The following is a 13712-nucleotide window of genomic DNA, read 5'->3' on the forward strand; positions in this document are numbered from 1 at the left end:
CACCCGACGGCCGTGGCCCCCCGGCGGTCCCCACCGGGCCCACGATCACCGGACCGTACGGGCGTACGGGCGGACTCCGCCACGGACACGGCGGCCGGGCCGCGCGGGCGCCCCGGAGCACGGCCGGGATCCCGGCCGGGAAGACGGCCCCGTGGCCGGGCCGCGCGGGCGGATCACGCCGTGGCCGTGGGCACCTGACCGTACGACGGTTCCGCCGGAGCAGACGTCACCAGGCCTGCCGGGACCCTCCTGGCCGAGCAGGTCAGGCCGCGCGGGCGGTCCCGGGCACGGGCTCAGCCTCGGCATCGGCATCGGTCGCGGGCTCGGCCTCGGCCTCGGCATCGGGCTTCGCCGTGGTCACGGCCTCGGGCTTCGCCATGCACTCGGCCTCGGGCTTCGCGTCGGTCGCGGGCACGGGCCCCGTCCCCGCTCCCTCGCCGGTCTCGAACGTCTCGCCGTTCGCGGGGACGCCGACCCCGTGCCAGGTGAACGGGACGCCCACCGCCGTGTCCAGGTCCGGGCCGTCCATCAGCTGGAAGTGCACGTGCGGCTCGGTGGAGTTGCCCGAGTTCCCGCACCGGGCCAGTTCCCGCCCGGCCGTCACCCGGTCGCCCGCGCGGACCGTCAGCGAGCCGTGCCGCAGGTGCGCGTACATCGCGTACGTACCGTCGCCCAGGTCCAGGACCAGGTGGTTGCCGGTCACCCGGCGCGCCCCGGCCAGCGACCTGACCAGGGACTCGACCACCATCAGGTACACCAGGGCGGGCAGCGAGGTGCGGCTGCGGTGGTCGCGCTGCCGGTCCTCGGCGTGCACGACGACGGCGTCCGCGACGGCGTACAGCGGGGCGCCGAAGCCGGGGTACTCCTCGCTGCGGCGGCTCAGCGGCCACAGCGCGGCGAAGGCGGGCCTGCCGTCCCCGGCGCCGTCCGAGGGACCCGCCGCCACGATGTCGATCGCGTACGTCTGCCCGTACAGGTGCGTCCCGTGGCTCGGGGTCCGGTCCGCCGGGCTGTTGAGGGCGGTCCAGCGGCCGGTGACCGGCGGGGCGATCTTGACCGGGGGCCGGTCCGCGGCGGCGGCGCGGCGGGGGCGGGCGGTGACGAGGAGGCCGATGCCGACCGCGGCGGCGGCGACCGCCGGGAGCCAGCCCACCGCGTACGGGTAGGGCGGGGTCACGAAGACCGAGGCGAGCGCCTGCGCGACGAACAGCAGCGTCAGCAGCCGGACGGCGATGGTGGCGAGTTTCCGTGACGACATGGACGTTCCCCCTGGACGGACGGTGGTGACGGGTTCGGACGGGCGACGGGCAGGCGACGGGCGAGCGACGCGCGGCCCGTCGGAAACGGGCGGCCGTGAAGGACGGACGACCGTGAAGGACGGACGGCTGGGAAGAACGGACGGCCGGGGAGGGACGGGCGGGACCCGTCAGGGCCGGGCGGCCGTGAGGACCACCAGGAGCGGGACGACCCGGGCGGCCGGGACCTCGTACCGGCCGCGCCCGCTGGTGTGCAGCCAGCCCGCGCCGGTCAACTGGCGCAGGTGGTGGTAGATCTGGCCGGTCGTGCCGGTCTCGGCCGACTCCGCCAGCTCGGCGGCGGTGCGTCGGCCGCCGAGGATCTCCCGCAGCAGCCGGAGCCGTACGGGATTCCCGAGCGCGGCGAGGCTCTCGGCGCCGAGGGCCCAGTCCTCGTCGAGCAGCCGCCCGGTGAAGGCGCCGAGCTGCCACTCGTACCGCTCGTCGGTCGGCAGCCTGACCGAGCCCGTGAACAGGACCGCGCCGTCCTCACCAGCCGCCCCCGCCTCCTCGATCCGCGCTCTGAGCCCCTCCAGGGCCCAGAAGGTGCCGTCGACGGTCTCGGGCGCGGGCCGCTCGACGCCCTCCAGGGCCGCGACGCGCTCTTCCAGCGCGGCGACCCGCTCTTCCAGCTCCATGACCATGAGATTACGTAATTACGTAATCTCATGCAACCAGTCGTCGGAGCCCACACGCGCCGCGAGACGCGGCCCGCACACGGAAGAGCCCCCGCCCGGACCCGAAGGCCGGACGGGGGCTCCCCCGTCACTTCCGCGCGACGCGATCAGGCCAGCAGGCCCGGGATCGTCGCCTCGTGCGCCGTGCGCAGCTCCGCGAGGGAGAGCGCGAACTCGCCCTGCACGTCCACCGCGTCACCGTCGACGACACCGATCCGGGCCGCCGGGAGACCGCGCGCACCGCACATGTCGGTGAAGCGGAGCTCCTCGCTGCGCGGAACGGCGACGACCGCGCGGCCCGCCGACTCGGAGAACAGGAACGTGAACGCGTCCAGGCCCTCCGGAACGACCAGACGCGCGCCGTTCCCGCCGCGCAGGCAGGACTCGACGACCGACTGCACCAGACCGCCGTCGGACAGGTCGTGCGCCGCATCGATCATGCCGTCGCGGGACGCCGAGATCAGGATCTCGCCCAGCAGCTTCTCGCGGTCGAGGTCCACGGCCGGCGGCAGACCGCCCAGGTGCTGGTGGATCACCTCGGACCAGGCCGAACCGCCGAACTCCTCACGCGTGTCACCCAGCAGGTAGAGGAGCTGGCCCTCTTCCGCGAAGGCGATCGGCGTACGGCGGTCGACGTCGTCGATCACACCGAGGACGGCCACGACGGGCGTCGGGTGGATCGCCACGTCACCGGTCTGGTTGTAGAGCGACACGTTGCCGCCGGTCACCGGGGTGCCGAGCTGGAGGCAGCCGTCCGCGAGACCACGGGTGGCCTCGGCGAACTGCCACATCACGGCCGGGTCCTCGGGCGAGCCGAAGTTCAGGCAGTCCGAGATGGCGAGCGGCTTGGCGCCGGACGCGGCGACGTTGCGGTACGCCTCCGCGAGGGCGAGCTGCGCGCCCGTGTACGGGTCGAGCTTCGCGTACCGGCCGTTGCCGTCGGTCGCCATGGCCACGCCGAGGTTGGTCTCCTCGTCGATGCGGACCATGCCCGCGTCCTCGGGCTGCGCCAGGACCGTGTTGCCCTGCACGAACCGGTCGTACTGGTCCGTGATCCAGGACTTCGACGCCTGGTTCGGCGACGACACCAGCCTCAGGACCTGGTCCTTCAGCTCGGCGCCGGTCGTCGGCCGGGGCAGCTTGCCCGCGTCGTCCGCCTGGAGCGCGTCCTGCCACTCGGGGCGCGCGTACGGCCGGTGGTAGGTCGGGCCCTCGTGGGCGACGGAGCGCGGCGGCACGTCGACGATCTGCTCGCCGTGCCAGAAGATCTCCAGGCGCTCGCCCTCGGTCACCTCACCGATGACGGTGGCGATGACGTCCCACTTCTCGCAGATCTCCAGGAAGCGGCCGACGTGCTCGGGCTCGACGATCGCGCACATGCGCTCCTGCGACTCGCTCATGAGGATCTCCTCGGGCGAGAGCGTCGCGTCGCGCAGGTGCACCAGGTCGAGGTCCACGCGCATCCCGCCGGAACCGGCGGAGGCCAGCTCGGAGGTGGCGCAGGAGAGCCCGGCGCCGCCGAGGTCCTGGATGCCCGCGACCAGCTTCTCCCGGAAGATCTCCAGGGTGCACTCGATGAGGAGCTTCTCCTGGAAGGGGTCGCCGACCTGCACGGCGGGGCGCTTGGTGGGCTTGGTGTCGTCGAAGGTCTCGGACGCGAGGACCGAGACGCCGCCGATGCCGTCGCCGCCGGTGCGGGCGCCGTACAGGATGACCTTGTTGCCGGGCCCGGAGGCCTTGGCGAGGTGGATGTCCTCGTGCCGCATGACGCCGATGCAACCGGCGTTGACCAGCGGGTTGCCCTGGTAACAGGAGTCGAAGACGACCTCGCCGCCGATGTTCGGCAGGCCGAGGCAGTTGCCGTAGCCGCCGATGCCCGCGACGACACCGGGCAGCACGCGCCGGGTGTCGGGGTGGTCGGCGGCGCCGAAGCGCAGCGGGTCGACGACCGCGACCGGGCGGGCGCCCATGGCGAGGATGTCGCGGACGATGCCGCCGACGCCGGTGGCCGCGCCCTGGTAGGGCTCGATGTACGAGGGGTGGTTGTGCGACTCGACCTTGAAGGTGACCGCGTACCCCTGGCCGACGTCGACGACGCCCGCGTTCTCGCCGATGCCGACGAGCATGGCGTCGTTCTCCGGGACCTTCTCGCCGAACTGCTTCAGGTGGACCTTGCTGCTCTTGTACGAGCAGTGCTCGGACCACATGACGGAGTACATGGCGAGCTCGGCGCCGGTGGGACGGCGGCCGAGGATCTCGCGGACGCGCGCGTACTCGTCCTCCTTGAGGCCGAGCTCCTTCCAGGGCTGCTCGCTGTCCGGCGTCTCGGCCGCGTGCTTGACCGTGTCCAGAGTCATCAGGCGTTGACCAGCTTCTTGAGGATCGAGGTGAAGAAACCGAGGCCGTCCGTCTTGCCGGTGCCGATGAGCGGCTCGACGGCGTGCTCCGGGTGCGGCATGAGGCCGACCACGTTGCCCGCGGCGTTGGTGATGCCCGCGATGTCGCGCAGCGAGCCGTTGGGGTTCACGTCCAGGTAGCGGAAGGCGACCCGCCCCTCGGCCTCCAGCGCGTCGAGCGTGTGCTCGTCGGCGACGTACCGGCCGTCCATGTTCTTGAGCGGGACCTCGATCTCCTGGCCCTCGGTGTAGTCCGAGGTCCAGGCGGTGCCCGCGTTCTCCACCCGCAGCTTCTGGTCGCGGCAGACGAAGTGGAGGTGGTTGTTGCGCAGCATCGCGCCCGGCAGCAGATGAGCCTCGGTGAGGATCTGGAAGCCGTTGCAGATGCCGAGGACGGGCATACCCGCCTTCGCCTGCTCGATGACCGTCTCCATCACCGGCGAGAAGCGGGAGATGGCTCCGGCCCGCAGGTAGTCGCCGTAGGAGAAGCCGCCGGCCAGGACCACGGCGTCGACCTGCTTGAGGTCCTTGTCGCGGTGCCACAGCGAGACGGGCTCGGCGCCCGCGAGACGGGCGGCGCGCAGCGCGTCCTGGTCGTCGAGCGTGCCGGGGAAGGTGACGACGCCGATGCGTGCGGTCACGACTCCACCTTCACGACGAAGTCTTCGATCACGGTGTTGGCAAGGAAGGTTTCGGCCATCTCATGGATGCGGGCGAGGGCGGCGTCGTCGACCGGTCCCTCCACCTCCAGCTCGAAGCGCTTCCCCTGACGGACGTCGGCGATTCCGGCGAATCCCAGGCGAGGCAGTGCACGCTGCACCGCCTGCCCCTGAGGGTCGAGGATCTCCGGCTTGAGCATGACGTCGACTACGACGCGTGCCACTGGCACTCCCGGTGGTGTGTTGCGTGGGCGGTTCACTCAGCGTACCTGCCTCCAAATTCTACGCGGGTAGAGATCTGAAGGATCCTACAAAAGCCAGGTCACGGACCTGCCCGGCCGACGGACGCCACCCGCACCCGAGCCCCTCCCCGCCCACGCAAAATTCCTGTGAAATATCGCTGTCCCCGCCGGATCTCATCGACTCCCGCCACACTCCCCGGCGGTTCTCGGCCGGATCTCCGCCACATCTCCGTCGCATCTCCGCCGGATCTCATTGCGCCGGGACACGCTCAAACAATTGCCGGGGCTTCCCCCTGCGACACCTGCCGCTGTAGAAAGGAATCCAGAAGAAAGCAGCTTTGTCCCGGCACAGCCGTAAGGTCGTCATCGCCGCACGTCAGAGGCGCCACAAGCGTCCTCACCCCGGCGTCGGCCACAGGAAAGGACCTATATCCGTGGCTCAGCGTGTGGTGGTCACACTCTCCGACGACATGGACGGCGGAGAAGCGGCTGAAACGGTCGCGTTCGGCCTCGACGGGAAGATGTACGAGATCGACCTGAATGCTGCCAATGCAAAGAAACTCCGCAAGGCACTCGCCCCGTACCTCGCGGCCGGACGCAAGCAGTCCGCGCGCGGGGCGGCCGGCCGGAGCGCCCCGGCGGAGACGTACACCCACACCTCCGTGGCCCCCGCACCCGCGGCCGTCCGCGCCTGGGCCCAGTCCAACAAGATGGACGTGCCCGCCCGGGGCCGCATCCCGAAGCGGGTCTACGAGGCGTTCCAGGCGGCGAGCTGAGCCGAGGAGCCGCCGGGCCGCCCCCCGAGGAGGGGGCCCGGCCGGACCGTCCGGGGAACCGATTTGCATTCCACCCCCCATGATCGGCTAAGGTTTGGAACACGCCGAGGGGCAAGGCCGAAAGGTCCGGCCCCGAGCAGCGTGCGGGTGTAGTTCAGTAGCAGAACATCCCCCTTCCAGGGGGAAGGCGCAGTGTGCAATTCCTGTCACCCGCTCTGCATCGCAAGACCGAAGCACTCCTGTGCATCGGGTAGAGTGATGCCCGCACCGCCCGGTGAAAGCCGAGCGGCAGCAATGCGGACGTAGCTCAGCTGGTAGAGCATCACCTTGCCAAGGTGAGGGTCGCGAGTTCGAATCTCGTCGTCCGCTCCAGATCGAAGGCCCGGTTCTCAGGAACCGGGCCTTCGTCGTGTTCCCGACCGTTCCCCGGCCGTCCCAGACCGTTCCTGGGCGCCTGGCCGTTTCGTCGCCTGGCCGCCCGTCCGTCCGTCCTTCCTCCGTCGACCGGCTGACGGACCGACGGACCGGCCGACGTCGGCGTCCTCGCCCGTCCCTGTCTGTCCTCGCCGCTCGGCGCCCCTCGGCACCGGTCGGTCCGTCCGCCGCATGACATTTGTCAGACGCGGGTGATGACGGCACGCACTGCCGTACGTCCCGCGGCGCCGGGAACCTGGATCCATGACCCACGCGATCCAGGCGGAAGGCCTCCGCCGCACCTACTCCGGCGGTTTCGAAGCCGTCCGCGGCCTCTCCTTCGCCGTCCCGCGCGGCGAGGTCTTCGCCCTCCTCGGCACCAACGGCGCGGGCAAGACCTCCACCGTCGAACTCCTGGAGGGCCTCGCCGCCCCCAGCGCGGGCACCGCCCGTGTCCTCGGCCACGACCCGTACCGGGAACGGGCCGCCGTCCGCCCCCGCGTCGGCGTGATGCTCCAGGAAGGCGGCTTCCCCTCCGACCTCACCGTGGCCGAAACCGTACGGATGTGGGCGGGCTGCACCAGCGGCGCCCGGCCCTCCGGCGACGTCCTCGACGCCACCGGTCTCACCGGCCGCGAGAAGGTCCGCGTCAAGCAGCTGTCCGGCGGCGAACGGCGGCGCCTCGACCTCGCCCTCGCCCTCCTCGGCCGCCCCGAGGTCCTCTTCCTCGACGAACCCACCACCGGACTCGACGCCGAGGGCCGCCGCGACACCTGGGCCCTCGTCCGCTCCCTCCGCGACGACGGCACCACCATCCTCCTCACCACCCACTACCTGGAGGAGGCCGAGGTCCTGGCCGACCGGCTCGCGATCATGCACGGCGGCCGGATCGTGCTCTCCGGCACCCCCGCCGAGGTCACCGCCGCCCGCCCCGCCCGCATCCTCTTCACCCTCCCCCACGACGTCCCCGCCGCCCGGCTCCCGCTCCACCTGCGGGCCGCCGAGGACGGCGGCCGGGTCGAGATCCGTACCACCGCGCTCCAGGACGACCTGGCCGCGCTGCTCGGCTGGGCCCGGGACCACGACGTACGGCTCGGCGGGCTCGACGCCCGCGCCGCCTCCCTCGAAGAGGCGTTCCTCGACATCGCCGGACGGATCACCACGGAAACGGAGCCCGCCCGATGAGCCTCCTCGCCCCCTCCCGAGCCCGGCCCGCCGTCCCCTCCCGCGCGCGGCTCGCCGCCCTCGGACGGGCCGAACTGACCCTGCTCCTGCGCAACCGCACCGCCCTCTTCGGCGCCCTCTTCGTCCCCGTCCTCATGGTCGAAGCCGTCCGCACCTCCCTCCGGAGCGCCGACCTCGGCGACACGGGCACGAGCATCGCGGAGATCGCCGTCACCGGCGCCGTCGCCATGGCCCTCCTCATGGGCGTCTACAGCAACCTCGTCGGCGCCTTCGTCACCCGCCGCGAGAGCCTCGTCCTCAAACGGCTCCGCACCGGCGAACCCACCGACCCCGAGATCCTCACCGGCATCGCGCTGCCCGCCGCCGCCCTCGCCCTCGCCCAGTGCGCCCTGCTCACGACCGGCGGCCTCACCCTCCTCGGCCTGCCCGCGCCCGCCCGGCCCGAACTCCTCCTCGCCGGGGTCCTCCTCGGCACCGTCCTGCTCGCCGCACTCGCCGCCGTCACCTCCGTCGTCACCCGCACCACCGAGAGCGCCCAGCTCACCGCCCTGCCCCTGGTGATGCTCTCGGCCGTCGGTTCCGGTCTCTTCGTCCCCCTCTCCGCCCTCCCCGACCGGATCGCGTCCTTCTGCGAACTGCTGCCCCTGACCGGCTCCGTGAGCCTCCTCCGGGCGGGCTGGACGGGCGGCGCGACGGCGGGCGACCTCGCCGACGCCCTGCTGCCGACGGTGGCCTGGATCGTGGTCTCGGTGTTTGCTGTCCAACGGTGGTTCCGCTGGGAACCCCGCCGCTGAACCCCGCACCGGCCCCAGGCACCGGACACCCCGCACCGGACACCCGCCGCCCGGCCCCGGACGACGGGCGAGGGGCACACCGCGCACCCGTGCGCCGAGACATCGAGAGGGGCCGACACCATGAGGAGCCTGCGCGCCCTGAGCCGCCGCAGCGGCCTGGACAAGGTCGACCTCTACACCCGCGTCACCGCGTACATGCTGCTGTGGACCGCCGTGTTCGTCCTCGGACTGCTGCTCCTCGTCCGGCAGGTGCGGCACGAGGCCCCGCTGCCGCTCGTGGTCGTCGCCCCGCTCCTCAACCTCGCCAACGGGCTCTTCTGCCACCGCTTCCTGCGCCTCGCCATGGACGCCTATCTGCGCCCCGGCACCCCGGTCCCGACGCACGTCGTGCGGTACGCGGCGACCGCCGGGGCCGCGACCGTCGGCGCGGTCCTCCTCGAAGCGGCCACCGCGAGCATCGGGGACCTGCTGCCCTCGATGCTCGCGGCGGCGCTCATCCCCTTCGTCGCCGGGCACTGCCTGGTCCTCCCGGTGCGCCGGATCGTCCTCCACCAGGCGCTCCTGATCGCCCTGCTCGCCGCCCTCGTCCCGCTGACCGGCCCGAACCTCGGGCAGACCCTGGCGGTCCTGGGGGTCGTCGTGTTCTTCACCGGCTGGCTGGCCGTGACCATCCGGCTCTCGCTCTGGGTGCTCGGCGTCGTCTTCGAGCTGCGCGCGGCACGGGACGTGCAGACCCGGCTCGCCGTCGCCGAGGAGCGGCTGCGCTTCGGCCGCGACCTGCACGACATCCTCGGCCGGAACCTCTCCGTCATCGCCCTCAAGAGCGAGCTGGCCGTCCAGCTCGCCCGGCGCGGACGTCCGGAGGCCGTCGACCAGATGACCGAGGTCCAGCGGATCGCCCAGGAGTCCCAGCGGGAGGTGCGGGACGTCGTGCGCGGCTACCGCGAGGCGGACCTGCGGGTGGAACTGGAGGGCGCGCGGGGCGTGCTCGGCGCCGCCGGGATCGGCTGCGCCGTCGACGCCCCCGCGCTCGACCTGCCGGACCCGGTCCGGTCGGCGCTGGGCTGGGTGGTCCGGGAGACCACCACCAACGTACTGAGGCACGGGGACGCGCGGAACTGCGCGATCACCGTGCGGGAGGAGAACGGCACGGTGCTGCTGACGGTCGTGAACGACGGGGCGGACGCCCCCGGGGCGGGCACGGACCTGCCCGGCCGGGGCTCCGGCCTCGCCGGACTGCGCGAACGGCTCGCGGCCGTCGACGGCACGCTGGAGGCGGGCCGCGGCGACGGCGGCACGTTCAGGGTGACGGCCCGGGTACCGGCCACGGGCTCGGGTACGGGTGCGGGTGCGGGTGCGAGCCTGGGTACGAGAGCAGGTACGGGCTCGGGTGCGGCCACGGCTACACCGGTGCCGCCGGTGCCGCCGGGGACGCCGGGGACGCCCGTGACCGTGCCGGTGACGCCCGTACGGGCCGTGGCCCCCGCCCCGGAACCTCCGCTCTCGGGGCCCGCACCGGGGAGGGCACCCGCGCCAGCCTCGCCCCCCGCACCCGAGCCGCCGACCTCGCCAGCCTCGCCCCCCGTACCCGAGCCGCCGTCCACGCGGTCCGTTCCTCCCCCGCCGGGGCCGCCCTCCGCTCCGGTGCCGCTGCCCGCGCCCCCGCACGGGTCCCCGTCCGCGCCGCTGGCGAAGGCGGTCGACCGATGACCGCGCCCGGACCGGGCTCCGTACCGGAGCAGGGCGACGCGCCCGCCCCCGGAGCCGCACCCCACCCCGTACCCACGCCTGACCCCGTACCCGTACCCGCGACGGAGCCGGTGGCCGGGAGCTCCGCCCCGGCCACCGCGCCCGTACCCCCGCCCCTCCGTGTGCTGCTCGCCGACGACGAGCATCTGATCCGGGGCGCGCTCGCCGCGCTCCTCGGTCTTGAGGACGACCTCGTGGTCGTGGCCGAGGCGGCGACCGGGCCCGAGGCGCTCGCCATGGCCCTGGCCCACCGCCCCGACGTCGCCGTGCTCGACCTCCAGATGCCGGGGGCGGACGGTGTGAGGGTCGCCACAGCCCTGCGGGACGAACTGCCCGGCTGCCGCACCATGATCGTGACCGGCCACGGCCGTCCCGGGCACCTCAAGCGGGCGCTCTCCGCCGGGGTCCGGGGCTTCGTGCCGAAGACCGTCAGCGCCCGGCGGCTGGCCGAGATCATCCGTACCGTGCACGCCGGAAACCGCTACGTGGATCCGGAGTTGGCGGCGGACGCCATCGCCGCCGGGGACTCCCCGCTGACCGCCCGGGAGGCCGAGGTGCTCGAACTCTCCGCCGACGGAGCCCCCGTGGCGGAGATCGCCCGGCGGGCCTCCCTCTCCCCCGGAACCGTCCGCAACTACCTCTCCTCCGCCGCCGCGAAGCTCGGTGCGGAGAACCGGCACACGGCGGTGCGTCTCGCGCAGACCAAAGGATGGGTATAGTTAGCCCCGCGCAACAGCACATGCGGACGTAGCTCAGCTGGTAGAGCATCACCTTGCCAAGGTGAGGGTCGCGAGTTCGAATCTCGTCGTCCGCTCCACGAAGAAAGCCCCCGGTCAATCCGACCGGGGGCTTTCTCGTGCCTCCCGCCCCCACCGGCGGCGGAGGCGGGAGCACGGGCGGCTAGAAGCTGTCCGACCAGGTCTTCCCGGTCAGCAGCTCGTACGCCTCCAGGTACTTGGCACGGGTGGCGTCCACGATCTCCTGCGGGAGCGCGGGCGGCGGCTGCTCGCTCCGGCGGTCCCAGCCGGAGGCCGGGGAGGTCAGCCAGTCACGGACGAACTGCTTGTCGTACGAGGGCTGGGCACGGCCCGGCTCCCACTGGGCGGCGGGCCAGAACCGCGAGGAGTCCGGGGTGAGCACCTCGTCGGCGAGGACGAGGGTCTCCCCGTCGAAGCCGAACTCGAACTTGGTGTCGGCGAGGATGATCCCGCGCTCACGGGCCACGTCCCGGGCCCGGCCGTACACCGCGAGCGTCGTCCGGCGCAGCAGCGCGGCGGTCCCGTCGCCGACCTGCCGGGCGACCTCCTCGTACGAGACGTTCTCGTCGTGGTCGCCGACCGCCGCCTTCGTCGCGGGGGTGAAGATCGGGGCGGGCAGCTCGGAACCGTCGCCGAGCCCCTCGGGGAGTGCGAGACCGCAGACCGTACGGGACTCGTCGTACTCCACGAGACCGGAGCCGGTGAGGTAGCCCCGGGCCACGCACTCGACCGGGACCATGGCGAGCGACTTGCAGATCAGGGTGCGCCCGGCCCAGTCGGCGGGGGCGCCGGCCGGAAGCTCGGTCGAGAGCACATGGTGCGGGACCAGGTCGGCGAGCCGGTCGAACCACCACAGGGAGAGCTGGGTGAGGACCCGGCCCTTGTCGGGGATCTCGGTGGGCAGGACCCAGTCGTACGCGGACAGGCGGTCGCTCGCCACCATCACGAGGTCACCGGCCTCGTTCCGGTACAGGTCGCGCACCTTGCCCGTGTGGAGATGGGTCAGGCCCGGGACCTGGACGGGCTCGGGCTTTTCTACGAATCCGGACACGGTTCCTCCGCGTAGGTTGATCCAGGAGCGCTTCGATTCTCTCGCACCCGGCCGCCACCACGGCGAGCGGCCCCGGTCATCCCTGGTCAACCCCGGTCGGTCCCGGTCTGCGGACGCCCGGACCCGGTCAGTCCCTCTTGCAGATCCGGTCGAGGAGGTTCGCCGTGGCCCGCTGCACCCGGGCGTCCACATGCCCCGGCCGGTCGAGCGCGGGCGACCAGGCGAAGGTGCCGGAGGCGAAGACCCACGCCCCCGAGGGCGCCCGGTACAGCGAGGTCTCCTGGTGCCGCAGCGCCCCCTCCCCGTCCTGGTACGGCGAGTGCGCGAGCAGGATGCGGCCCTGGTGCTCGGGCAGCGGCGTGCGCGGGAAGTAGCGGTCCGCCTCGCCCGCGACGAGTCCGGGCAGTTCGTCGCCGTCGCCCGCCCCGGTCGCCTCCCACAGCCAGTGCCCCGCGTTCCTGACGACCAGCGGACGCGGCTCCGGCACCCGCCCCGCGTACTGGATGCCGAGCAGCTGCTGCTCCGGCCGGTCCACCTCGCGCCAGAGCGCGGACCGGCCGGGACCGCGCCGCTTCCGGCAGGTCAGGAGCCGGTCCGGCACCCCCGAGGGCGACGGGCCCAGCTCCACCTGCCAGTACATGGTGTTGGCGGAGAGGAAGACCAGCGAGGTCCCCTGGTCGCGGGCGCGCTCGACGGTCCTGCGCATCGGCACCGACCAGTACTCGTCGTGCCCGGGGAAGACGAGGCCCCGGTAGCGCCCGGGATCGACCCGGCCCGCGTGCAGGTCGCGGGTCTCCGCGTACGCCAGGTCGTAGCCGTAGCGCTCGGCCCAGCGGATGAAGTCGTACGCGTGCCCCACGTGCAGCGGCAGTCCCGCGCCCGCGTAGGGACGGTCGAAGGAGACGGTGACGGCCGCGTCCTCCTCGCCGAGCAGCCGGCCCTCCTCGTCCCACGCGTGGTAGAGGCTCGCGCCGGTGTGCCCGTCCTCCGGGTAGAGGTTGTACGCCTGCCAGGTCACGTCCGGCAGGACGAGCAGCAGGTCCGCCGGGTGGCTGTCCCGGACGGTGAAGGGGATGTGCGAGCGGTGCCCGTCGACGGTGGTGAGCACGGCCACGTACGCGCCGATCGACCAGTAGGACGGGACCTGGAGCCGCCAGGACTGCCACCAGTGGTGACAGGAGACCGTGCGGTCGGCGGTGAGCGGGGCGGGCTGGACGATCCCGGAGAGCCGGGGACTCGTGGTGATCTTCGCGGCGCCGTGGCCGCCGTAGTGACCGATCCGGTAGATGTCCACCGAGAACTCCTGCGGCGGGTCCACCGTGATGTGGAAGTCGATCGACTCGCCCGGTGCCACCGCGCCCTCGGAGGCGAAGCCCTTGATCTGGCGGCGCACGTCGTCCGCCGTGCGCGGGCCCCCGTTGCCGCCGCTGGCCAGGATCTCGTCCGCGTACCAGGGCACCATCTGCCCGGTGTCGTCGAAGTAGTTCTCGGAGCCGCGCAGCCAGGGCAGCGGGCCCTGGCCGAAGGGATCGGAGACGGCGTGTGCCAGCGCCCCCGATTCCCACCTCCTGATCTGGTCCGCCCCCATGGTGCGCCCTCCCTCGACTCCCCCGGTCGTTCCCGGTCGGTCTCGGTTCCCCCGGCTCGGTCGATCGGCCCGTGGCTGGTCCGTGCCACTGGCGCGGACGTCCGGTGCGTGCCTCTGTCAGTGGCGGT

General features: G+C 72.8%; 12 protein-coding genes and 3 tRNA genes. 8 read left to right on the forward strand and 7 right to left on the reverse strand.

All coding sequences use genetic code 11. From position 1 onward, the window contains the following. Positions 1-262: 262 nt before the first annotated feature. The 5 genes from ACFXGN_RS04160 to purS all read right to left on the reverse strand — a co-directional run bounded on the left by ACFXGN_RS04160 (position 263) and on the right by purS (position 5251). Positions 263-1258 (reverse strand): peptidoglycan DD-metalloendopeptidase family protein, encoded by a 996-nt coding sequence (locus ACFXGN_RS04160; RefSeq protein ID WP_384853233.1) that lies wholly within the window; start codon positions 1256-1258, stop codon positions 263-265. 168 nt (positions 1259-1426) lie between these two features. Then, positions 1427-1933 (reverse strand): ArsR/SmtB family transcription factor, encoded by a 507-nt coding sequence (locus ACFXGN_RS04165; RefSeq protein WP_384853236.1) that lies wholly within the window; start codon positions 1931-1933, stop codon positions 1427-1429. Between the two features lie 146 nt (positions 1934-2079). Then, the gene (gene purL, locus ACFXGN_RS04170; protein WP_384853239.1) at positions 2080-4329 is read right to left on the reverse strand and encodes a phosphoribosylformylglycinamidine synthase subunit PurL; all 2250 of its coding nucleotides are present in this window, start codon (positions 4327-4329) and stop codon (positions 2080-2082) included. Then, positions 4329-5009, reverse strand: coding sequence for a phosphoribosylformylglycinamidine synthase subunit PurQ (purQ, locus tag ACFXGN_RS04175; protein ID WP_384853242.1), 681 nt, complete (start codon positions 5007-5009; stop codon positions 4329-4331). The genes purL and purQ overlap by 1 nt, the downstream gene beginning before the upstream one ends. Further along, positions 5006-5251 carry a phosphoribosylformylglycinamidine synthase subunit PurS gene (gene purS / locus ACFXGN_RS04180; RefSeq protein WP_015035032.1) on the reverse strand — a complete coding sequence of 82 codons (246 nt, stop codon included), beginning with the start codon at positions 5249-5251 and terminating at the stop codon, positions 5006-5008. The genes purQ and purS overlap by 4 nt, the downstream gene beginning before the upstream one ends. Before the next feature lie 452 nt (positions 5252-5703). Here purS and ACFXGN_RS04185 point away from each other — a divergent pair, with 452 nt between their 5' ends. The 8 genes from ACFXGN_RS04185 to ACFXGN_RS04220 all read left to right on the forward strand — a co-directional run bounded on the left by ACFXGN_RS04185 (position 5704) and on the right by ACFXGN_RS04220 (position 11004). Then, positions 5704-6045, forward strand: a complete 342-nt coding sequence (locus ACFXGN_RS04185) for an Lsr2 family protein (RefSeq protein ID WP_384853245.1) — start codon at positions 5704-5706, stop codon at positions 6043-6045. Between the two features lie 143 nt (positions 6046-6188). Beyond that, positions 6189-6260: transfer RNA gene (locus ACFXGN_RS04190), tRNA-Gly, on the forward strand. A gap of 81 nt (positions 6261-6341) precedes the next feature. Beyond that, positions 6342-6417, forward strand: a tRNA-Gly gene (locus ACFXGN_RS04195). A 306-nt stretch (positions 6418-6723) separates the two neighbouring features. Further along, a complete protein-coding gene (locus tag ACFXGN_RS04200; protein WP_384853247.1) occupies positions 6724-7644 on the forward strand; it encodes an ABC transporter ATP-binding protein in 921 nt (306 codons plus the stop codon). Then, positions 7641-8438 carry an ABC transporter permease gene (locus ACFXGN_RS04205; protein ID WP_384853250.1) on the forward strand — a complete coding sequence of 266 codons (798 nt, stop codon included), beginning with the start codon at positions 7641-7643 and terminating at the stop codon, positions 8436-8438. The genes ACFXGN_RS04200 and ACFXGN_RS04205 overlap by 4 nt, the downstream gene beginning before the upstream one ends. 120 nt (positions 8439-8558) lie before the next feature. Further along, positions 8559-10148 (forward strand): sensor histidine kinase, encoded by a 1590-nt coding sequence (locus tag ACFXGN_RS04210; RefSeq protein ID WP_384853252.1) that lies wholly within the window; start codon positions 8559-8561, stop codon positions 10146-10148. A gap of 110 nt (positions 10149-10258) precedes the next feature. Next, positions 10259-10906 carry a response regulator gene (locus tag ACFXGN_RS04215; protein ID WP_384854473.1) on the forward strand — a complete coding sequence of 216 codons (648 nt, stop codon included), beginning with the start codon at positions 10259-10261 and terminating at the stop codon, positions 10904-10906. Positions 10907-10928: 22 nt separating this feature from the next. Then, positions 10929-11004: transfer RNA gene (locus tag ACFXGN_RS04220), tRNA-Gly, on the forward strand. An 83-nt stretch (positions 11005-11087) separates the two neighbouring features. Here ACFXGN_RS04220 and ACFXGN_RS04225 read toward each other — a convergent pair. Together ACFXGN_RS04225 and ACFXGN_RS04230 are read right to left on the reverse strand one after the other, a co-directional pair. Continuing rightward, positions 11088-11996 (reverse strand): phosphoribosylaminoimidazolesuccinocarboxamide synthase, encoded by a 909-nt coding sequence (locus ACFXGN_RS04225; RefSeq protein WP_384853254.1) that lies wholly within the window; start codon positions 11994-11996, stop codon positions 11088-11090. A 127-nt stretch (positions 11997-12123) separates the two neighbouring features. After that, on the reverse strand, positions 12124-13584 hold the full coding sequence (locus ACFXGN_RS04230; protein ID WP_384853257.1) for a N,N-dimethylformamidase beta subunit family domain-containing protein: 1461 nt from the start codon (positions 13582-13584) through the stop codon (positions 12124-12126). Positions 13585-13712: the final 128 nt, after the last annotated feature.

It is taken from the genome of Streptomyces sp. NPDC059247, assembly GCF_042754005.1.
Taxonomy (GTDB): Bacteria; Actinomycetota; Actinomycetes; order Streptomycetales; family Streptomycetaceae; genus Streptomyces.